The 16,716-nt window shown below is 59.5% G+C and carries 14 protein-coding genes; 7 read left to right on the top strand and 7 right to left on the bottom strand.

Annotated elements, in window-relative coordinates; translation table 11 throughout:
• The first annotated feature begins 26 nt into the window (after nucleotides 1-26).
• Nucleotides 27-1,667, top strand: coding sequence for a phosphoglucomutase (alpha-D-glucose-1,6-bisphosphate-dependent) (gene pgm, locus AC236I_RS17460; RefSeq protein WP_004859615.1), 1,641 nt, complete (start codon nucleotides 27-29; stop codon nucleotides 1,665-1,667).
• A gap of 176 nt (nucleotides 1,668-1,843) precedes the next feature.
• Here pgm and kdpE read toward each other — a convergent pair whose 3' ends face one another.
• From kdpE to kdpF, 6 genes are all read right to left on the bottom strand, one after another.
• Nucleotides 1,844-2,521, bottom strand: coding sequence for a two-component system response regulator KdpE (kdpE, locus tag AC236I_RS17455; RefSeq protein WP_004859617.1), 678 nt, complete (start codon nucleotides 2,519-2,521; stop codon nucleotides 1,844-1,846).
• 126 nt (nucleotides 2,522-2,647) lie between these two features.
• Nucleotides 2,648-5,335 carry a two-component system sensor histidine kinase KdpD gene (gene kdpD, locus AC236I_RS17450; RefSeq protein WP_004859619.1) on the bottom strand — a complete coding sequence of 896 codons (2,688 nt, stop codon included), beginning with the start codon at nucleotides 5,333-5,335 and terminating at the stop codon, nucleotides 2,648-2,650.
• A gap of 1 nt (nucleotide 5,336) precedes the next feature.
• Nucleotides 5,337-5,912, bottom strand: a complete 576-nt coding sequence (gene kdpC, locus AC236I_RS17445) for a potassium-transporting ATPase subunit KdpC (RefSeq protein WP_118859826.1) — start codon at nucleotides 5,910-5,912, stop codon at nucleotides 5,337-5,339.
• Between the two features lie 10 nt (nucleotides 5,913-5,922).
• Nucleotides 5,923-7,971, bottom strand: coding sequence for a potassium-transporting ATPase subunit KdpB (gene kdpB / locus AC236I_RS17440; RefSeq protein WP_015584876.1), 2,049 nt, complete (start codon nucleotides 7,969-7,971; stop codon nucleotides 5,923-5,925).
• Between the two features lie 20 nt (nucleotides 7,972-7,991).
• Nucleotides 7,992-9,671, bottom strand: a complete 1,680-nt coding sequence (gene kdpA / locus AC236I_RS17435; RefSeq protein WP_015584875.1) for a potassium-transporting ATPase subunit KdpA — start codon at nucleotides 9,669-9,671, stop codon at nucleotides 7,992-7,994.
• Nucleotides 9,671-9,760, bottom strand: a complete 90-nt coding sequence (gene kdpF / locus AC236I_RS17430; protein ID WP_015584874.1) for a K(+)-transporting ATPase subunit F — start codon at nucleotides 9,758-9,760, stop codon at nucleotides 9,671-9,673. The genes kdpA and kdpF overlap by 1 nt, the downstream gene beginning before the upstream one ends.
• Before the next feature lie 308 nt (nucleotides 9,761-10,068).
• Here kdpF and AC236I_RS17425 point away from each other — a divergent pair, with 308 nt between their 5' ends.
• A complete protein-coding gene (locus tag AC236I_RS17425; protein ID WP_004859627.1) occupies nucleotides 10,069-10,275 on the top strand; it encodes a DUF2517 family protein in 207 nt (68 codons plus the stop codon).
• A 188-nt stretch (nucleotides 10,276-10,463) separates the two neighbouring features.
• Complete coding sequence (gene phrB / locus AC236I_RS17420; RefSeq protein WP_071359241.1) at nucleotides 10,464-11,906, top strand: deoxyribodipyrimidine photo-lyase; 1,443 nt, start codon at nucleotides 10,464-10,466, stop codon at nucleotides 11,904-11,906.
• On the opposite strand, the gene dtpD is transcribed toward phrB, so the two are convergent.
• Nucleotides 11,878-13,356, bottom strand: a complete 1,479-nt coding sequence (gene dtpD, locus AC236I_RS17415; RefSeq protein ID WP_004859642.1) for a dipeptide permease DtpD — start codon at nucleotides 13,354-13,356, stop codon at nucleotides 11,878-11,880. The genes phrB and dtpD overlap by 29 nt on opposite strands.
• 270 nt (nucleotides 13,357-13,626) lie before the next feature.
• On the opposite strand from dtpD, the gene AC236I_RS17410 reads away from it, so the two are divergent.
• The 4 genes from AC236I_RS17410 to pxpA are packed head-to-tail and all read left to right on the top strand — an operon-like array spanning nucleotide 13,627 to nucleotide 16,705.
• Nucleotides 13,627-14,370 (top strand): type 2 GTP cyclohydrolase I, encoded by a 744-nt coding sequence (locus tag AC236I_RS17410; protein WP_004859643.1) that lies wholly within the window; start codon nucleotides 13,627-13,629, stop codon nucleotides 14,368-14,370.
• 16 nt (nucleotides 14,371-14,386) lie between these two features.
• The gene (gene pxpB / locus AC236I_RS17405; RefSeq protein WP_032716910.1) at nucleotides 14,387-15,043 is read left to right on the top strand and encodes a 5-oxoprolinase subunit PxpB; all 657 of its coding nucleotides are present in this window, start codon (nucleotides 14,387-14,389) and stop codon (nucleotides 15,041-15,043) included.
• The gene (gene pxpC, locus AC236I_RS17400; RefSeq protein WP_004859647.1) at nucleotides 15,037-15,969 is read left to right on the top strand and encodes a 5-oxoprolinase subunit PxpC; all 933 of its coding nucleotides are present in this window, start codon (nucleotides 15,037-15,039) and stop codon (nucleotides 15,967-15,969) included. The genes pxpB and pxpC overlap by 7 nt, the downstream gene beginning before the upstream one ends.
• On the top strand, nucleotides 15,959-16,705 hold the full coding sequence (pxpA, locus tag AC236I_RS17395) for a 5-oxoprolinase subunit PxpA (RefSeq protein ID WP_004859649.1): 747 nt from the start codon (nucleotides 15,959-15,961) through the stop codon (nucleotides 16,703-16,705). The genes pxpC and pxpA overlap by 11 nt, the downstream gene beginning before the upstream one ends.
• Nucleotides 16,706-16,716: the final 11 nt, after the last annotated feature.

Below are 16,716 nucleotides of genomic sequence, written 5' to 3'. Positions count from 1 at the left end.
TCACCTTGCATCAGAAGGATCAGGCAATGGCAATCGATAAGCGTGCGGGTCAGCCTGCACAACAGAGTGATTTGATTAACGTCGCTCAGCTGACCGCGCAGTACTACGTACTGAAGCCGGAAGCGGGCAACGCGGAGCATGCGGTGAAGTTTGGCACCTCTGGCCATCGTGGCAGTGCAGGGCGCCATAACTTCAATGAGCAGCATATTCTGGCGATCGCTCAGGCGATTGCGGAAGACCGCGCGAAGAACGGGATTACCGGTCCCTGCTACGTGGGTAAAGATACCCACGCGCTCTCCGAACCGGCCTTTATTTCCGTACTGGAAGTGCTGGCGGCCAACGGCGTTGATGTTATCGTGCAGGAAAACAACGGTTTCACCCCGACGCCGGCCATTTCCAATGCCATCCTGGTGCACAACAAAAAAGGTGGTCCGCTGGCGGACGGCATCGTGATTACGCCGTCTCATAACCCGCCGGAAGATGGCGGTATTAAGTACAACCCGCCGAACGGCGGCCCGGCTGATACCAACGTCACCAAAGTGGTAGAGAATCGCGCTAACGAACTGCTGGCCTCGGGTCTGCAGGGCGTCAAGCGCATCTCCCTCGATGCGGCACTGGCATCCGGTCATGTTAAAGAGCAGGATCTGGTGCAACCGTTTATCGAAGGGCTGGCGGATATCGTCGACATGGCGGCGATTCAGAAAGCCGGTCTGAAGCTCGGGGTCGATCCGTTGGGAGGTTCCGGTATCGAATACTGGAAACGTATTGCCGAGTACTACAAACTCGACCTGACTATCGTCAACGATCACGTCGATCAAACCTTCCGCTTTATGCACCTCGATAAAGACGGCGCCATTCGCATGGACTGCTCTTCTGAGTGTGCGATGGCAGGGCTGCTGGCGCTGCGCGATAAGTTCGATCTGGCTTTTGCTAACGATCCGGATTATGACCGTCACGGCATCGTCACGCCGGCGGGTCTGATGAACCCGAACCACTATCTGGCGGTGGCGATTAACTACCTGTTCCAGCATCGTCCGCAGTGGGGCCAGGATGTCGCCGTTGGTAAGACGCTGGTCTCCTCCGCGATGATCGATCGCGTGGTTAACGACCTGGGCCGCAAGCTGGTGGAAGTGCCGGTGGGCTTTAAATGGTTTGTTGACGGTCTGTTCGATGGCAGCTTCGGTTTTGGCGGCGAAGAGAGCGCGGGCGCATCGTTCCTGCGTTTTGACGGAACCCCGTGGTCGACCGACAAAGACGGTATCATCATGTGCCTGCTGGCGGCGGAAATCACCGCCGTCACCGGTAAAAACCCGCAGGAGCACTACGACGAACTGGCTGCCCGCTTCGGCGCGCCGAGCTATAACCGTCTGCAGGCTTCGGCTACATCCGCACAGAAAGCGGCGCTGTCTAAGCTGTCGCCGGAAATGGTCAGCGCCAGCCAGTTGGCCGGCGATCCGATCACCGCACGTCTGACCGCCGCGCCGGGCAACGGCGCATCGATTGGTGGCCTGAAAGTGATGACCGACAACGGCTGGTTCGCCGCGCGTCCGTCAGGTACGGAAGATGCTTACAAGATCTACTGCGAGAGCTTCCTGGGTGAAGAACATCGTAAGCAGATCGAGAAAGAAGCGGTGGAAATCGTCAGCGAAGTGCTGAAAAACGCCTGAGTCAGGTGAAACGAACAGGCATTCTCAGAGGAGCGTCGTCCCGGTAAGGCGCGGTTGTTCCTGTTGAGTGGCACAGAAGGGTTCCATGGTCATCATGGGACCCTTTTTTATTGCCCCCACTCATCGGTTCGCTGTTTTTAATCGGTGGTGCCCGCATGATGACGACAGGCGTCGCGCTATGGCATAAACCGATAGCCGATCCCCGTTTCGGTCAGTAAATGCTGCGGGCGCGCCGGGTCAACTTCCAGCTTTTGCCGCAGATGCCCCATATAAATGCGTAAATAATGGCTGTGTTCCACCGCATTTGGCCCCCACACCTGATTGAGCAGCTGGCGCTGGGTGAGGACCTTGCCGGGATTATTTAACAGCACCGCCAGCAGACGGAATTCAATCGGCGTCAGGTGGAGCTCTTCGTCACCGCGGACGATGCGGCGGGCGGGAATATCGACTTCAATATCGGCGAAGCGCACCAGCGGCTCGTCGGCTTGCGCGCCGGCATGTCGGCGCATCGCAACTCTCAATCTCGCCTGCAGTTCGCCAATGCCAAAGGGCTTACTAAGATAGTCATCGGCGCCGGCGTCAAGCGCGGCAATTTTATCGTGCTCCTCGGTGCGAGCCGACAGCACGATAATTGGCATCTGACTCCACTGGCGCACGTCGCGAATAAATTCATTACCGTCGCCGTCGGGTAGCCCAAGATCGAGGATGACTAAATCAGGTTTGCGGGTTGCAGCTTCAATAAGACCCCGCTGCAGGGTATCGGCTTCAAATACGCGCATACCGTCGGCTTCCAGCGCGGTGCGCAGAAAGCGACGGATTGCATGTTCATCTTCAATAATCAGTACGTTTATCACCCGTTCTTCCCGTTCAGACAGATAGGACCCTCTCCTTCAGAAACGCCTCCCGGGCTACTCGCGCGCAAGACCGGTAGCCCGGGCAGGCGCACAGCAGCGCCGCGCGGGCATCTGGCCGGGGCAGCGTTACGCCGCTCCGCTCCATTCATCCAGCCCCGGGGCCGTTTCCCTGGGGAGTGTAACACGGAAGCAGGCACCGCCCTCTGGCCGCGTATAGGCGCCGATCGTACCGCCGTGCACTTCAACGATCGCCCGACAGATGGCCAGACCCAGCCCGACGCCAGGGATCGCCGACTCTTTATGTCCGCGGGCGAACTTATCAAAGATAGCCTGTTCCTGGCCCGTTGGGATCCCGGGGCCATTATCCCACACCTCTAAGCGCAGCTGCTGCTCATCGGCCTGCGCCGCAATGCCGATCTGCGCTTTCGAGCCGGCATATTTCAGCGCATTCTCCAGCAGATTAATCAGCACTCGTTCAAACAGCGGGCCGTCGACGTGAACCAGCAGCAGCGGATCGGGTAGCGCCAGCTGAATATGCTGCCCGCCGAGCCCCGGTTCCAGCATCCGCAGGGCGCTGCCGATCACCTCTTCGAGCGTCAGCCACTCTTTATGTAAGTTAAATCCGCCGGACTGAATGCGCGCCATATCCAGCAGATTATTGACCAGCCGGGTCGTATTCAGCACGTGTTGACGAATCTCATTTGCCTGCGGAGCATGTTTCGAGCCTTCGCTGGCGAGGTCGAGCGTCAGAATTTCCGCCTGTCCGAAGAGAACGGTCAACGGCGTACGCAAATCATGGGAGAGTGCCGCCAGCAGCGAGTTGCGCAGGCTTTCCCGCTCACTGTTAAATCGGGCCTGCTCTTCGCTGGCGGTGAGGGTCAGCCGTTCCAGCGCGCTGGCGACCAGTAGCGTAAAGGTTTCCAGCAGGCGCTGCTGTTCAGGAATCATCAGCTGACGCAGGTTTTCGGGTTCCACCACCAGCAGTCCCCAGGTCCGGGCGGCGCTTTTCAGCGGTAAGATTTGATAGGGAACGCCGGGCAGCGTATCGGTGCCGGCGCCGGCGGGCTGGCCCTTATCGAAGCTCCAGCGGGCGATGGCATCGTCCCATGAGGTCAGCCCCGGCTGGTGGGTGAGCGGGTGCAGTTTGCCGCTACTGTCGGGGAGCAGCAGCTGCCCGCGGGCCTGGAAGGTGGAGGCGATAAAGCGCTCGCTGGTCGCGGCAATGTCATCCTCGCTGCGTCCGACCGCCAGCGCTTTTGACATCTCATACAGATGGCGGGTGCGCTGCTCACGATAACGCGCCACGCGGGCCTGATAGCGGACGCCGGCAGTAAGATTCCCGATCAGCAGACCGACGGTCAGCATGACGCCAAAGGTCAGCAGGTATTGTACGTCGGAAACCGCCAGCGTACCGCGCGGCGACACAAAGAACAGGTCGAAGCTGACCACGTTGATAACCGTCGCCAGCACCGACGGCCAGCGGCCGTATAGCAGCGCAATAATCACCACGCCAAGCAGATAGAGCATGACCAGGTTGGCCGCTTCAAAGGCCACCAGCCACTGCATCGCCACCAGCGTAATGATCGCGCAGAGCGCCAGCGCCACGAAGCAGCCCTGGATTTGCACGCGCCACTTCTCCATAGCGGTACGGCTATCGCTGGCCCGCGTGGGCAGAGGGGCGCTTTTCTCATCAAGGGCGATGACCACCAGATCGAGGTCGGGCGCGTCGCGCGCCAGGCGATCGGCGAATCCGCTGCGGTTCCACCAGCGGCGTTTTCCCTGACGGCCAATCACGATTTTGCCCAGATTATGCTCGCGGGCGTAGTGCAGTACGGCTTTCTCTTCGGACGGGTTGGAGAGCGTGGCGGTTTCCGCCCCTAACTCCTGCGCGAGCCGCAGGGCGGCGAGAATGGCCCGCCGCCTGGCTTCCGGCAGACGGTGCAGGGAAGGGGTTTCGACATAAACCGCATGCCAGATACTGCCAAATCGTGCGGCCAGTCGCGCGGCGGCGCGTACCAGTTTTTCACTGCCGGTATTATGGCCGATGCATAGCAGGAGGGTGTCGCGGGTATGCCAGACTTTTTCCTGCCCCTGACGGTCGCGCCAGGCGCGCATCTGTTCATCGACCCGATCGGCGGTCCGGCGCAAAGCCAGTTCACGCAGGGCAATCAGATTTCCCTTGCGGAAAAAGTTTTCGATAGCCCGCTCCGCCTGGCCGCCGATATAGACCTTGCCTTCATTCAGGCGCTGACGGAGATCGTCAGGAGGCAGGTCGACCAGCACAACATCGTCGGCGGCGTCAAAAAAGGGGTCGGGGACGGTTTCGCGCACCTGAACGCCGGTAATGCCGCTGACGACATCGTTCAGGCTTTCGAGGTGCTGGACGTTTACGGTGGTAAACACGTCGATACCGGCATCGAGAAGCTCTTCGACATCCTGCCAGCGTTTGGGGTGGCGCGAGCCTGGCGCATTGCTGTGCGCCAGTTCATCAACCAGGATCAGCGCCGGCCGGCGCGCCAGCGCGGCATCGAGATCGAATTCGTGGACGTAGCGTCCACGATGAGAGAGGCGGCGCTGGGGGAGGGTACTGAGCCCTTCCAGCATCGCCGCGGTCTCTTTCCGACCGTGGGTTTCCGCCACGCCGATCAGAATATCCAGCCCCTGGGCGCGCAGCCGCTGCGCTTCCGCCAACATTGCCCAGGTTTTACCGACGCCCGCACAGGCGCCAAAGAACACTTTTAGCTTGCCGCGATGCGGCTCGCTGGTATGTTGCAGCAGGCGGTCCGGGTCCGGGCGCAGCGGCTCGTCACTCATTTTACTTATCCTTCAGGGCATCCAGCGCCATATTCAGTTGCACTATATTTACCACAGGCTGTCCGAGAAAACTGGCCAGCGGCGTTTGCGTCGCCTCATTCACCAGGCGGGTGACTTGCTCAATACTCAGATTGCGGGCCTTCGCGACGCGAGGGATCTGCCAGAGCGCGGCCGTCGGCGTGAGGTTATTATCCAGCCCGCTTGCCGATGTCGTCACCAGCTCTACCGGAACGCGCGGGTCAGCGTCCGGGTTGGCGAGACGTAGCGCCTGCACGCGTTCGCTGACGGCCTTATCCAGCGCCGGGTTGCTGGCGGCCAGATTACTGCCGCCGGAGGCGAGGGGATTGTACGGCGTTTCAGCGGTCGCCGAAGGGCGTCCCTGGAAATAACCCGCCGCGGTAAAATTCTGGCCAATCAGGCTGGAGCCGCGGACTTCGCCGGCGATGCGGATCAGTGAGCCGTTTGCCTGCTGCGGGAACCACCACTGCCCAAGCGCCGTCGTCAGCAGCGGATAGACGCCACCGGTGAGGAGCGTTAACAGAATAAATAGCACAAGTGCCGGTCGAATGAATGACATGGTATTTTCCTCACAGCAGCCCGGTCAGGGTCAGTAACAGATCGATAGCTTTAATACCGATAAACGGCACCAGCAGCCCACCCAGGCCATAGACCCACAGATTACGGCGCAGCATGGCCGAAGCCGACAGCGGGCGATAGCTCACGCCCTTCAGCGCCAGCGGGATCAGGAAGACGATAATCAGCGCGTTAAAGATAACCGCACTCAGAATCGCCGAGGCAGGCGAATGCAGGTGCATGACGTTGAGCATGGCCAGCTGCGGGTAAACGGCGGCAAAGGCGGCCGGAATAATGGCAAAGTACTTCGCCACGTCGTTGGCAATACTGAAGGTGGTCAACGACCCGCGGGTCATCAGCATCTGCTTACCGATGTGCACCACTTCGATCAGTTTGGTCGGGTTGGAGTCGAGGTCCACCATGTTGCCCGCCTCTTTTGCCGCCTGGGTACCGGAGTTCATCGCCACCGCGACATCGGCCTGAGCCAGCGCCGGGGCATCATTAGTACCGTCGCCGGTCATCGCCACCAGACGACCTTCGGACTGGTACTGACGGATCAGCGCCAGTTTGGCTTCCGGCGTCGCTTCGGCAAGGAAATCATCGACCCCCGCTTCAGCGGCAATCGCCGCTGCGGTGAGGCGGTTATCGCCGGTAATCATGACCGTTTTAATGCCCATCTTGCGCAGTTGAGCAAAGCGCTCCTTAATTCCGCCTTTAACGATATCTTTCAGCGAAATAACGCCCAGCACGTGTTTGCCTTCCGCGACCACCAGCGGTGTCGCCCCCTGGCGGGCAACATCTTCCACCTGTTTGTCGACGTCCGCCGGGAAGTGGCCGCCGTTGGCCTCGACATGGCGACGAATGGCGTCGACGGAGCCTTTGCGGATCATCCGCCGATCGATATTAATCCCGCTCATGCGCGTCTGGGCGGTGAAGGGGACGAAGGTCGCTTGCAGCGACTGCAGATCCCGCTCGCGCAGGTTAAAGCGCTGTTTTGCCAGTATCACGATGCTGCGACCTTCCGGCGTTTCATCGGCCAGAGATGAGAGCTGGGCGGCGTCGGCAAGGGTTTTTTCTTCTACGCCTTCCGCAGGTAAAAACGCGGAGGCCTGGCGGTTACCGAGGGTAATCGTCCCGGTTTTATCCAGCAGTAAGACGTCAACGTCGCCGGCGGCTTCTACCGCGCGTCCGCTGGTGGCGATGACGTTGGCGCCCAGCATACGGCTCATCCCGGCGACGCCGATCGCCGAGAGCAGTCCGCCGATCGTGGTCGGAATCAGGCACACCAGCAGCGCCACCAGCACCGTCACGCTGACCGCATTGCCGCTCCAGGCGGAGAACGGCCAGATGGTGGCGGTGGCCAGCAGGAACACCAGCGTGAGGGCGATCAGCAGGATCGTCAGCGCAATTTCATTCGGCGTTTTGCGGCGCTGAGCGCCTTCGACCATGGCGATCATCCGATCAAGGAACGTTTCACCGGGGTTCACGCTACAGCGGATCACCAGCCAGTCAGAAAGAATGCGCGTCCCGCCGGTAACCGATGCAAAGTCGCCGCCGGATTCGCGGATCACCGGAGCGGATTCACCGGTGATGGCGCTTTCGTCCACCGAGGCGCCGCCTTCAATGACCTCCCCGTCGCAGGGAATAATATCGCCTGCTTCCACCAGCACCACATCGCCTTTGCGTAGGTCATCGGCCGGAATATGGTCGACAGGCGCGTCATGCTGCGGCGCGCGCAGCTTGCGAGCAAAAGCGGTTTTTTTCACCCCTTTCAGACTGTTGGCCTGCGCTTTGCTGCGGCCTTCAGCCATCGCTTCGGCGAAGTTGGCGAACAGTACGGTAAACCACAGCCAGATACTCACGGCGGCGGTAAAAGCGGCGCTGCCGGCGAGATGCCCGCTGGCCATCGCCACGGCCAGCAGCGTGGTTATCAGGCTACCCGTCCAGACGATGAACATCACCGGGTTGCGCCACTGCACCGTCGGGCTCAGTTTTTTCACTGCATCCAGCAGCGCCTGGCGCACCAGCGTCGGCTCGAGCAGGGCTAATTGTTTGCGACTCATAACAGGGTGCTCCGCATCACTTAAAGTAAGGAGAAGTGTTCCGCCAACGGGCCGAGCGCCAGGGCAGGAATAAAGGTCAGGGCGCCAACCAGCAGCACGGTACCGATCAGCAGACCGATAAACAGCACATCGTGGGTGGCAAGGGTGCCGGAACTGGTCGGCTGGATCTTTTTACTCACCAGAGAACCGGCGATAGCCATCACCGGCACGATGACCGCGAAACGACCGAACAGCATGCAAAACGCCAGCAGCAGGTTCCAGAATGGCGTTGCTGCGCCGAGGCCGGCGAAGGCGCTGCCGTTGTTATTGGCGGCGGAGGTGACGGCATACAGCACTTCGCTAAAGCCGTGCGGTCCCGGGTTAAACATCCCCGCGCGTCCGGCCTCGGTCATCATCGCCAGCGCGGTACCCAGCAGGACCAGAGTGGGCGTCACGAGGATGGCCAGGGCGATCATTTTCATTTCGCGCACATCGATCTTCTTGCCGAGATATTCCGGCGTCCGGCCGATCATCAGCCCGGCGATAAAGACCGCCAGCATGACGAACAGCAGCATGCCGTACAGCCCCGATCCCACGCCACCGAAGACCACTTCGCCGATCTGCATCAGCCACATGGGAACCATGCCGCCCAGCGCAGTGAAGGAGTCGTGCATGGCGTTGACCGCGCCGCAGGAGGCGGCGGTGGTGACAACCGCGAACAGGCTGCTGGCGAGAATGCCAAAGCGACTCTCTTTGCCTTCCATATTCAGGCTGCTGTCCGCCCCCAGCTGCAGCAGGTGAGGGTTACCGTGGGTTTCTGCCCACATCACCACCGCGACGCAGACGATAAAGATCAGCGTCATGGCCCACAAAATCGCGTGTCCCTGGCGGCGATCGCCGACGACGTCGCCAAAGGCAAAGCACAGCGCGGCCGGGATCAAAAAGATCGCCAGCATTTGCACTATGTTGCTCAGCGCCGTCGGGTTTTCAAACGGGTGCGATGAGTTGGCGTTAAAGAACCCGCCGCCGTTAGTACCCAGCATTTTGATCGCTTCCTGCGAAGCGACCGGCCCCATTGGCAGCGACTGATGCACGCCTTCCAGCGTGGTGAAGGCCTGATACGGCAGAAAGTTTTGCGGCACGCCCTGCTGAATAAAGAACACGGCGATCAGCAGTGAAATCGGCAGCAGCAGCCATAGGGTTATGCGGGTGAGATCGACCCAGGCGTTGCCAAGGGTGCTGACCTGCTGACGCGACCAGGCGCGGGTGAAGGCAAAAATCACCGCGATACCGGTTGCCGCCGACAGGAAGTTTTGCACCGTCAGACCGGCCATCTGGCTGAGGTAGCTCAGGGTACTTTCTCCGGCATAGGCCTGCCAGTTGGTGTTGCTGACGAAACTCACCGCCGTATTCAGCGCCAGGTCCCATGAGAGGCCGGGAAGATGCTGAGGGTTGAGCGGCAGTGCGCCCTGAGACATCAGCAGGGCGAACAGCCCCACCAGCCCTACGCCATTAAACAGCAGAATGGCGAGCAGATACTGGCACCAGTTCATCTCCTGGGGACGAATCCCCGAGAGCCGCCAAATGCCTCGCTCAATGCCGGCAAGCACCGGCAGCGGGGTATCGTTGATCATTCTGGCCAGCAACGTCCCGGTCGGGCGAGCCAGCACCATCAGCAGCAGAAGAAAACTGGCGATAAGTAAAAATCCTTGTGCGGCCATCAGAATGCCTCCGCATTTATCAGGGCATAGACCAAATAGGCCAGCAACAGGAATACCAGCGCCACGCCAGCAATTACGCCTGCACTCACAATCCACCTCCGGGTGTTTTTACGATTTACCCGGAGGATAGAAATTCTGGTGCAAAGATTTTGCAAAAATCAGAACCGGCGGTGTAAAAAAAATATAAAAATCAGCAAAACCACAAATTAACCAATGATTAGTATTAATTTAACTTTTTTGTAACTCAATTACCGGATGAATGTAAATAAAGACGAAACGAGCTGTTTTTAGTGGTCGGATGAGTAGTAAAATTACATACAAAGCGGTATTATTTTAGCCAGAGATACATTGACACTTTACCGGCGTCGCTTGCCGGCCTGACTAAGGGAGAGAAATTATGGCGTTGTATAAAACTTATCCTGCTCACGTTGTCTTTTTACGTCGTGCTTTCGCCGTCGTGGCTGGCGTAGCAGCACTTCCGGTGATGCTGTTCTGGAAAGACCGGGCCCGCTATTACAGCTGGCTGCACCGCGTATGGGCAAAAACCAGCGAACAGCCGGTGTGGATGGCGCAGGCTGAAAAAGCCGCCGCTGACTTTTACTGATCGCGCCTCCCAGACTGCATAACCGCCGGTTCTCCGGCGGTTTTTTTTTGCCCGGTCAGACGACCTCTGCTTGCGCCTGCGTGCCTCCTGCAACACTCTATATCTGAATTTCCTGATGCTTCCCTCGCGGGCTACGTACCCGGCCGGGAGGTATCGAATCCATGAATGTTACTGATTGCAGGAGTTTTATGGCCACTCATCTGGTTTGGTTTCGCGCTGACCTACGTATCCATGACAACCTGGCGCTTGCCGCCGCCTGTCGCGATCCGCATGCCCGCGTGCTGGCGCTGTTTATCGCCACGCCGGGCCAGTGGCATCAGCACGGTATGGCGCCGCGGCAGGCGGCATTTATCGTCCGCCATCTGCGTAGCCTGCAGTCAGCTCTTGCCGAGCGAGGAATTGCGTTGCAGGTGGCGGAGGCGGCGGATTTTTCGGCCAGCGTCCAGCTGCTGGCTGACTATTGCGCGCAGCAGCAGGTCAGCCACCTGTTTTATAACTACCAGTACGAAATCAACGAGCGTCAGCGCGATGCGGCGGTGGAAAAGCGGCTGAGCGGCGTGGTATGTCACGGGTTTGACGATGCGCTTTTACTGTCCCCAGGCAGCGTGCTGACCGGGAATCACGAAATGTATAAGGTGTTTACGCCCTTTAAAAATGCCTTTCTCCGTCGACTGCGCGAGGCGCTGCCGGAGTGCGTGGCCGCACCGACGGTACGTGGTCACGGCCCCCTGACACCAGCGCCGCTGCCGGAGATCCGCTATCCGCAGGAGGCTTTTGATCCCCACCTTTTTGCCGACGATGAGAAAACGGCTATCGCCCGACTGCGCCGTTTCTGCCAGCAAAAAGCCGCCGATTATGACCAGCAGCGTGATTTCCCCGCCAGGGAAGGCACCAGCCGGCTGTCGCCATGTCTGGCCGTAGGCGTTCTTTCCCCGCGCCAGTGCCTGCATCGACTGCTGGCTGAGCAGCCGGCGGCGCTCGACGGTGAAGCAGGCTCCGTCTGGCTAAACGAACTGATCTGGCGGGAGTTTTACCGACATTTGATGGTGTTCTACCCGGACTTATGCAAAGGTCGCCCGTTCATTGCCTGGACCGATAACGTGACATGGCGTGACGATGTGCAAGGATTAGAGGCGTGGCAAGCCGGGAAAACGGGTTTTCCGATCGTCGATGCCGCGATGCGCCAGCTCAATGCCACGGGCTGGATGCATAACCGGCTGCGGATGATTGCCGCCAGTTTTCTGGTCAAGGACCTGCGTATCGACTGGCGCGCGGGCGAGCGCTATTTTATCAACCAGCTGATTGATGGCGACCTGGCGGCGAATAACGGCGGGTGGCAGTGGGCAGCGTCGACAGGCACCGACGCCGCCCCTTATTTTCGTATATTTAATCCGACCACCCAGGGAGAGAAGTTCGATAAGGCCGGGACATTTATTCGGCAGTGGCTGCCAGAGCTGGCCGATGTCCCTGATAACGCGCTGCATCAGCCGTGGATCTGGGCCGATAAACAGAAGGTGAGCCTGAACTATCCGCGTCCGCTGGTCGATCACAAGCAGGCGCGACTGGAGACGTTGGCGGCCTGGGAGGCCGCCAGTAAAAGCCTTACTCCACGGCCAGGGCGCGGGTCCTGACCCGCAGGGCGTGATACAGCCAGATTATCAGCACCAGGCCGACACAGGCTAAAGCCCCCCAGGTGATTTGGCTGAACACGTTGATATAGGCATCAATGGCGTAGCTGGTCGCACCGGCTTCATCGAACGCACCCTGTGCTGTCTGGTCGGCAATCACGCCGGCCAGATAGTTGGCGATGGCGCCGGAGAGCAGCATATAGATGCCGGTCAGCACGCCGGTCACGCCGGGGATTTCGATACGGGTGATTTGCGACATCGCCACCGGGTCGATAAACAGTTCGGCAAAGCCCATTACCGCGAGGCCCAGTACCATCAGCGGCATCGACGATTGTCCGTAGGCGGCCGACCAGCGTGCGCTCAGGGTCAGAATGCAGAAGCCGGCGCTCATCAGCCCCAGACCCAGCGCAAATTTACCCCAGATCCGCACGGTACGGTTGCCGTTGATATTCTCTTTCACCAGCCAGGCCAGCACCATTCCGCAGAGCATGACCGCAAAGGCGTTCACCGACTGGAACATCGCGGTCGGGACCTCATAACTCATGATATGCCGGTTCACGAAGCGGTCGATATACAGGCTGATGGAGCTGCCGCCCTGCTGAGCGAAAGCCCAGAACAGCAGGCTGAATCCGGTCAGGACGATAATGAGTCGCAGGTCTCGACGCTGTTTGGCCGTCTCTGCCCGCCGATAAATTCTGGCCAGTACCACCAGGCCGACAATCGTCGCCACGATCAGCGCATAGACCGACCACTCCTGCCAGAACAGCACGGTGATCAGCAGCGGGGCCACGATTAGCAGAACCAGCAGCCAGCCCCAGTTGGGCAGCATAAAGCGGCGCGCGCAGAGCGCCTGGCGATTGACGCCCGAGGTGTGACGGAAATGGCGACTGCCGCAGAGGAAAATCACCAGTCCGGCAATCATCCCGACGGCGGCGAGGGCGAAGCCCATGGCCCAGCTGTACTCTTCCTGCACATATCCGCAGGCGATGGGGGCGACGATCGAGCCGATATTCCCCGCCGCATACATCAGCGAGAAGCCGCCATCGCGGCGTGGATCGGTGGGTTCGTACAGCTCTCCCAACAGGCAGCTGACGTTGGATTTAAACAATCCGTAGCCGCAGACGATGATGGCGAGCGACAGATAGAGGAAGGTTGGCGCAATTTCGCTGGCACCCAACACCAAATGGCCAATGGCCATCAACAACGCGCCGAGCATCACCGCCATTCGGTTGCCGAGGAGCTTATCGGCCAGGAAACCGCCGAGAATCGGCGTGACGTAGACCAGAGAGCAGTATGCGCTGAAGAGGGCGTAGGCGTGGCTATCGTCGTACTTAAGCTGATTGGTGAGATACAAAATCAGCAGCGCCCGCATCCCGTAAAAACTGAAGTATTCCCAAATTTGCAGCGCGACGACGTAATAGATTGCGCGCGGTTGCGATGATTGTCTGTTCATGTAACGCCTGGTTCCTGCCGTAAAACGAAAGTCGATCTTTCTGCATGAATAGCGGTTTAGCAGTGTTATTCATGGCCTTAAAGGCTTTCTGGTTATTTAATATGCTTTTATAATGCATAAATATACACGAATGCATCACGGGGTGGGTAGACAAATTGCGGGATTAAGCTAAAAGTCAAACGAGCGTCTCTCACGCAGAGGCTATCGACGATCTACGCGGATACCGCTATGTTATGCCTGTGCACAAAATGATGACCTGATGGAGCGGCAATGAAAAATAGCGAACTGGAACAACTGATTAACGAAAAGCTCAATAGCGCGACATTCAGCGACTACGCGCCAAATGGCCTTCAGGTGGAAGGGCGTGAGACGGTGCAAAAAATTGTCACCGGCGTCACCGCCAGCCAGGCGCTGTTGGACGAGGCCGTGCGCCTGCAGGCAGATGCGGTGATCGTCCATCATGGTTATTTCTGGAAAGGTGAATCGCCGGTGATTCGCGGCATTAAGCGCCAGCGCCTGAAGACGCTGCTGGCAAATGATATCAACCTCTATGGCTGGCATCTGCCGCTGGATGCCCACCCGGAGCTGGGGAATAACGTCCAGCTGGCGCAGCTGCTGGGGATCACCGTCATGGGGGAAATTGAGCCGCTGGTCCCGTGGGGAGAGCTGTCGATGCCGGTTTCCGGGCTGGAGCTGGCTTCGTGGATTGAGGCGCGCCTGGGGCGCAAGCCGCTGTGGTGCGGTGATACCGGGCCAGATAAAGTGGCCCGTGTCGCCTGGTGTACCGGCGGCGGCCAGAGCTTTATTGACAGCGCCGCTCGCTTTGGCGTCGATGCGTTTATTACCGGTGAAGTCTCGGAGCAAACTGTCCACTCCGCGCGCGAGCAGTCCCTGCATTTTTATGCTGCCGGACACCATGCCACCGAACGCGGCGGTATTCGCGCGTTGAGCGAATGGCTGACGGAAAATACCGATCTGGATGTGACCTTTATTGATATTCCCAACCCGGCCTGATGAGAGAGAAAGAAAAGTGCAGCGAGCGCGTTGTTACATGTTAGGCGAAACCGCCGTGGTTCTGGAGCTCGAACCCCCGGTCACGCTGGAAAGTCAAAAGCGTATCTGGCGCCTGGCTCAGAGACTGGCGGATCACGAAGAGGTCCTGGATGCGATACCGGGGATGAACAATATTACCGTGGTCCTGCGCCATCCGCAGGAGATGGCATGGGATGCGATTGAGCAGTTGCAGCGCTGGTGGGAGGAGAGCGAGGCGCTTGAGCCACAGTCGCGGCTGATGACCATTCCGGTTATCTACGGCGGCGAAGACGGCCCCGACCTGGCGAACGTGGCGCTTCACAGCGGGTTGACTGAACAGCAGGTTGTCGAACTGCACGCCTCCGTCGAGTACGTGGTGTGGTTTCTTGGTTTCCAGCCGGGATTTCCTTATCTCGGCGGACTGCCGGAGCGTTTAGCGATGCCGCGACATGCGGAACCGCGTCTGCGGGTCCCCGCCGGCTCTGTCGGCATCGGCGGCGCGCAAACCGGCGTGTATCCGCTGGCGACTCCGGGTGGATGGCAGCTGCTGGGCCGTACGCCGCTGGCGCTCTTTGATCCTATGCGTCAGGAGCCCGTGCTGCTGCGTTCCGGCGATCGAGTCCGCTTTGTGCCGCAAAAGGAGGGGGTATGTTGAAGATGATCCGCGCCGGAATGTACTCTTCGGTACAGGATGGCGGACGTGAAGGACAGCGACAGTCGGGGATCAGTCTCTGCGGTGCGCTGGATAAACCCTCGCTGGTGATTGCTAACCTGCTGGTCGGCAACGCGGGAAATGCTGCCGCGCTGGAGATTACGCTCGGCCAGGTGGATATTCAGTTTGAACGTGACTGCTGGTTTGCGCTGACCGGTGCCGCCTGTGAAGCAATGCTGGACGGCGAGCCGGTATGGGTCGGCTGGCGAATGGCGGCGAAGGCCGGGCAGCATCTGGTGCTTAAAACCCCGCAGTATGGGATCCGCAGCTATCTGGCGGTAGCCGGGGGCATTGACGTTCCGGAGGTGCTCGGTTCGCGCTGTACCGATCTGAAAGTCGGCATTGGCGGCCTTGAAGGGCGACGCCTGCAGGATGGCGATCGGCTGAAGCTGGGAAAAGCGTCCCGACGATTCAGTACGTCGCGGGGCGTTAAGTCACTGCCGATCGGCAATCGCATCCGCGCGTTACCGGGGCCGGAGTACCATGAATTTGATCGGGCCTCGCAAGGGGCGTTCTGGCGTTCCCCCTGGCAGCTTAGCGCCCAGAGCAACCGGATGGGATATCGTCTGCAGGGCCAACCGCTTACGCGCACCACCCATCGCGAAATGTTTTCGCACGGCCTGCTGCCGGGGGTGGTACAGGTTCCGCATAACGGTCAGCCGATTGTCTTGATGAACGATGCGCAGACCACCGGGGGCTATCCGCGAATTGCCTGCATTATCGACGCTGATATGTATCAGCTGGCGCAAATTCCGCTGGGCCAGCCGATTCATTTTGTTCCGTGCACGCTGGAAGAGGCGTTGAAAGCACGTGCGGATCAGCAGCGCTATCTGGAACAACTGGCATGGAGACTGAGCGATGATCATTGATTTAAATGCCGATCTGGGGGAAGGCTGTGCGAGCGATAGCGCGTTGTTACAGCTGGTCTCCTCCGCCAATATCGCCTGCGGTTTTCATGCCGGCGATGCGTTACTGATGCATAAATGCGTGCGCGAGGCGTTGAAAAACGGCGTGGCCGTCGGGGCGCATCCCAGCTTTCCCGATCGGGAAAATTTTGGCCGCACCGCAATGCAGCTGCCGCCGGAGACGGTCTATGCCCAGATGCTGTATCAGATTGGCGCGCTGGCGGCGATCGTGCGCGCGGAAGGCGGCGAACTGAAGCACGTGAAGCCGCACGGTATGCTCTACAACCAGGCGGCAAAAGAGGCGCCGCTGGCCGATGCGATTGCCCGGGCTGTGCGAGATTTCGATCCTGCGCTGATCCTGGTCGGGCTGGCCGGCAGCGAATTAATTCGCGCCGGACAACATTACAAGTTGGTCACGCGGCAGGAGGTCTTTGCCGATCGCGGGTACCTGGCTGACGGTAGCCTGGTGCCGCGTTCACAGCCCGGGGCACTTATCGACAGCGAAGAGCAGGCGTTGGCGCAGACCCTGGAAATGGTGCAGCATAATCGGGTACGCAGTCTCACCGGTGAATGGGCGCATGTTATCGCTGACACCGTGTGTCTTCACGGTGACGGTGAACATGCGCTGGATTTTGCGCGCCGTTTGCGTGCGGCTTTTGCCGGACGCAATATTCAGGTCAGCGCGGAAACAGAAGAATAAAACAATAATTA

Source organism: Klebsiella sp. Sb-30, from assembly GCF_057652795.1.
Note: the sequence above shows the minus strand (reverse complement) of the source record. Positions and strands in the feature narration are given on the sequence as shown.

Coding starts and splice junctions, on each gene's coding strand:
- pgm (WP_004859615.1), top strand. CDS start 27: ATGGCAATCGATAAGCGTGCGGGTCAGCCTGCACAACAGAGTGATTTG.
- kdpD (WP_004859619.1), bottom strand. CDS start 5,335: ATGAGTGACGAGCCGCTGCGCCCGGACCCGGACCGCCTGCTGCAACAT.
- kdpC (WP_118859826.1), bottom strand. CDS start 5,912: ATGTCATTCATTCGACCGGCACTTGTGCTATTTATTCTGTTAACGCTC.
- kdpB (WP_015584876.1), bottom strand. CDS start 7,971: ATGAGTCGCAAACAATTAGCCCTGCTCGAGCCGACGCTGGTGCGCCAG.
- kdpA (WP_015584875.1), bottom strand. CDS start 9,671: ATGGCCGCACAAGGATTTTTACTTATCGCCAGTTTTCTTCTGCTGCTG.
- AC236I_RS17425 (WP_004859627.1), top strand. CDS start 10,069: ATGGCGTTGTATAAAACTTATCCTGCTCACGTTGTCTTTTTACGTCGT.
- phrB (WP_071359241.1), top strand. CDS start 10,464: ATGGCCACTCATCTGGTTTGGTTTCGCGCTGACCTACGTATCCATGAC.
- dtpD (WP_004859642.1), bottom strand. CDS start 13,356: ATGAACAGACAATCATCGCAACCGCGCGCAATCTATTACGTCGTCGCG.
- AC236I_RS17410 (WP_004859643.1), top strand. CDS start 13,627: ATGAAAAATAGCGAACTGGAACAACTGATTAACGAAAAGCTCAATAGC.
- pxpC (WP_004859647.1), top strand. CDS start 15,037: ATGTTGAAGATGATCCGCGCCGGAATGTACTCTTCGGTACAGGATGGC.
- pxpA (WP_004859649.1), top strand. CDS start 15,959: ATGATCATTGATTTAAATGCCGATCTGGGGGAAGGCTGTGCGAGCGAT.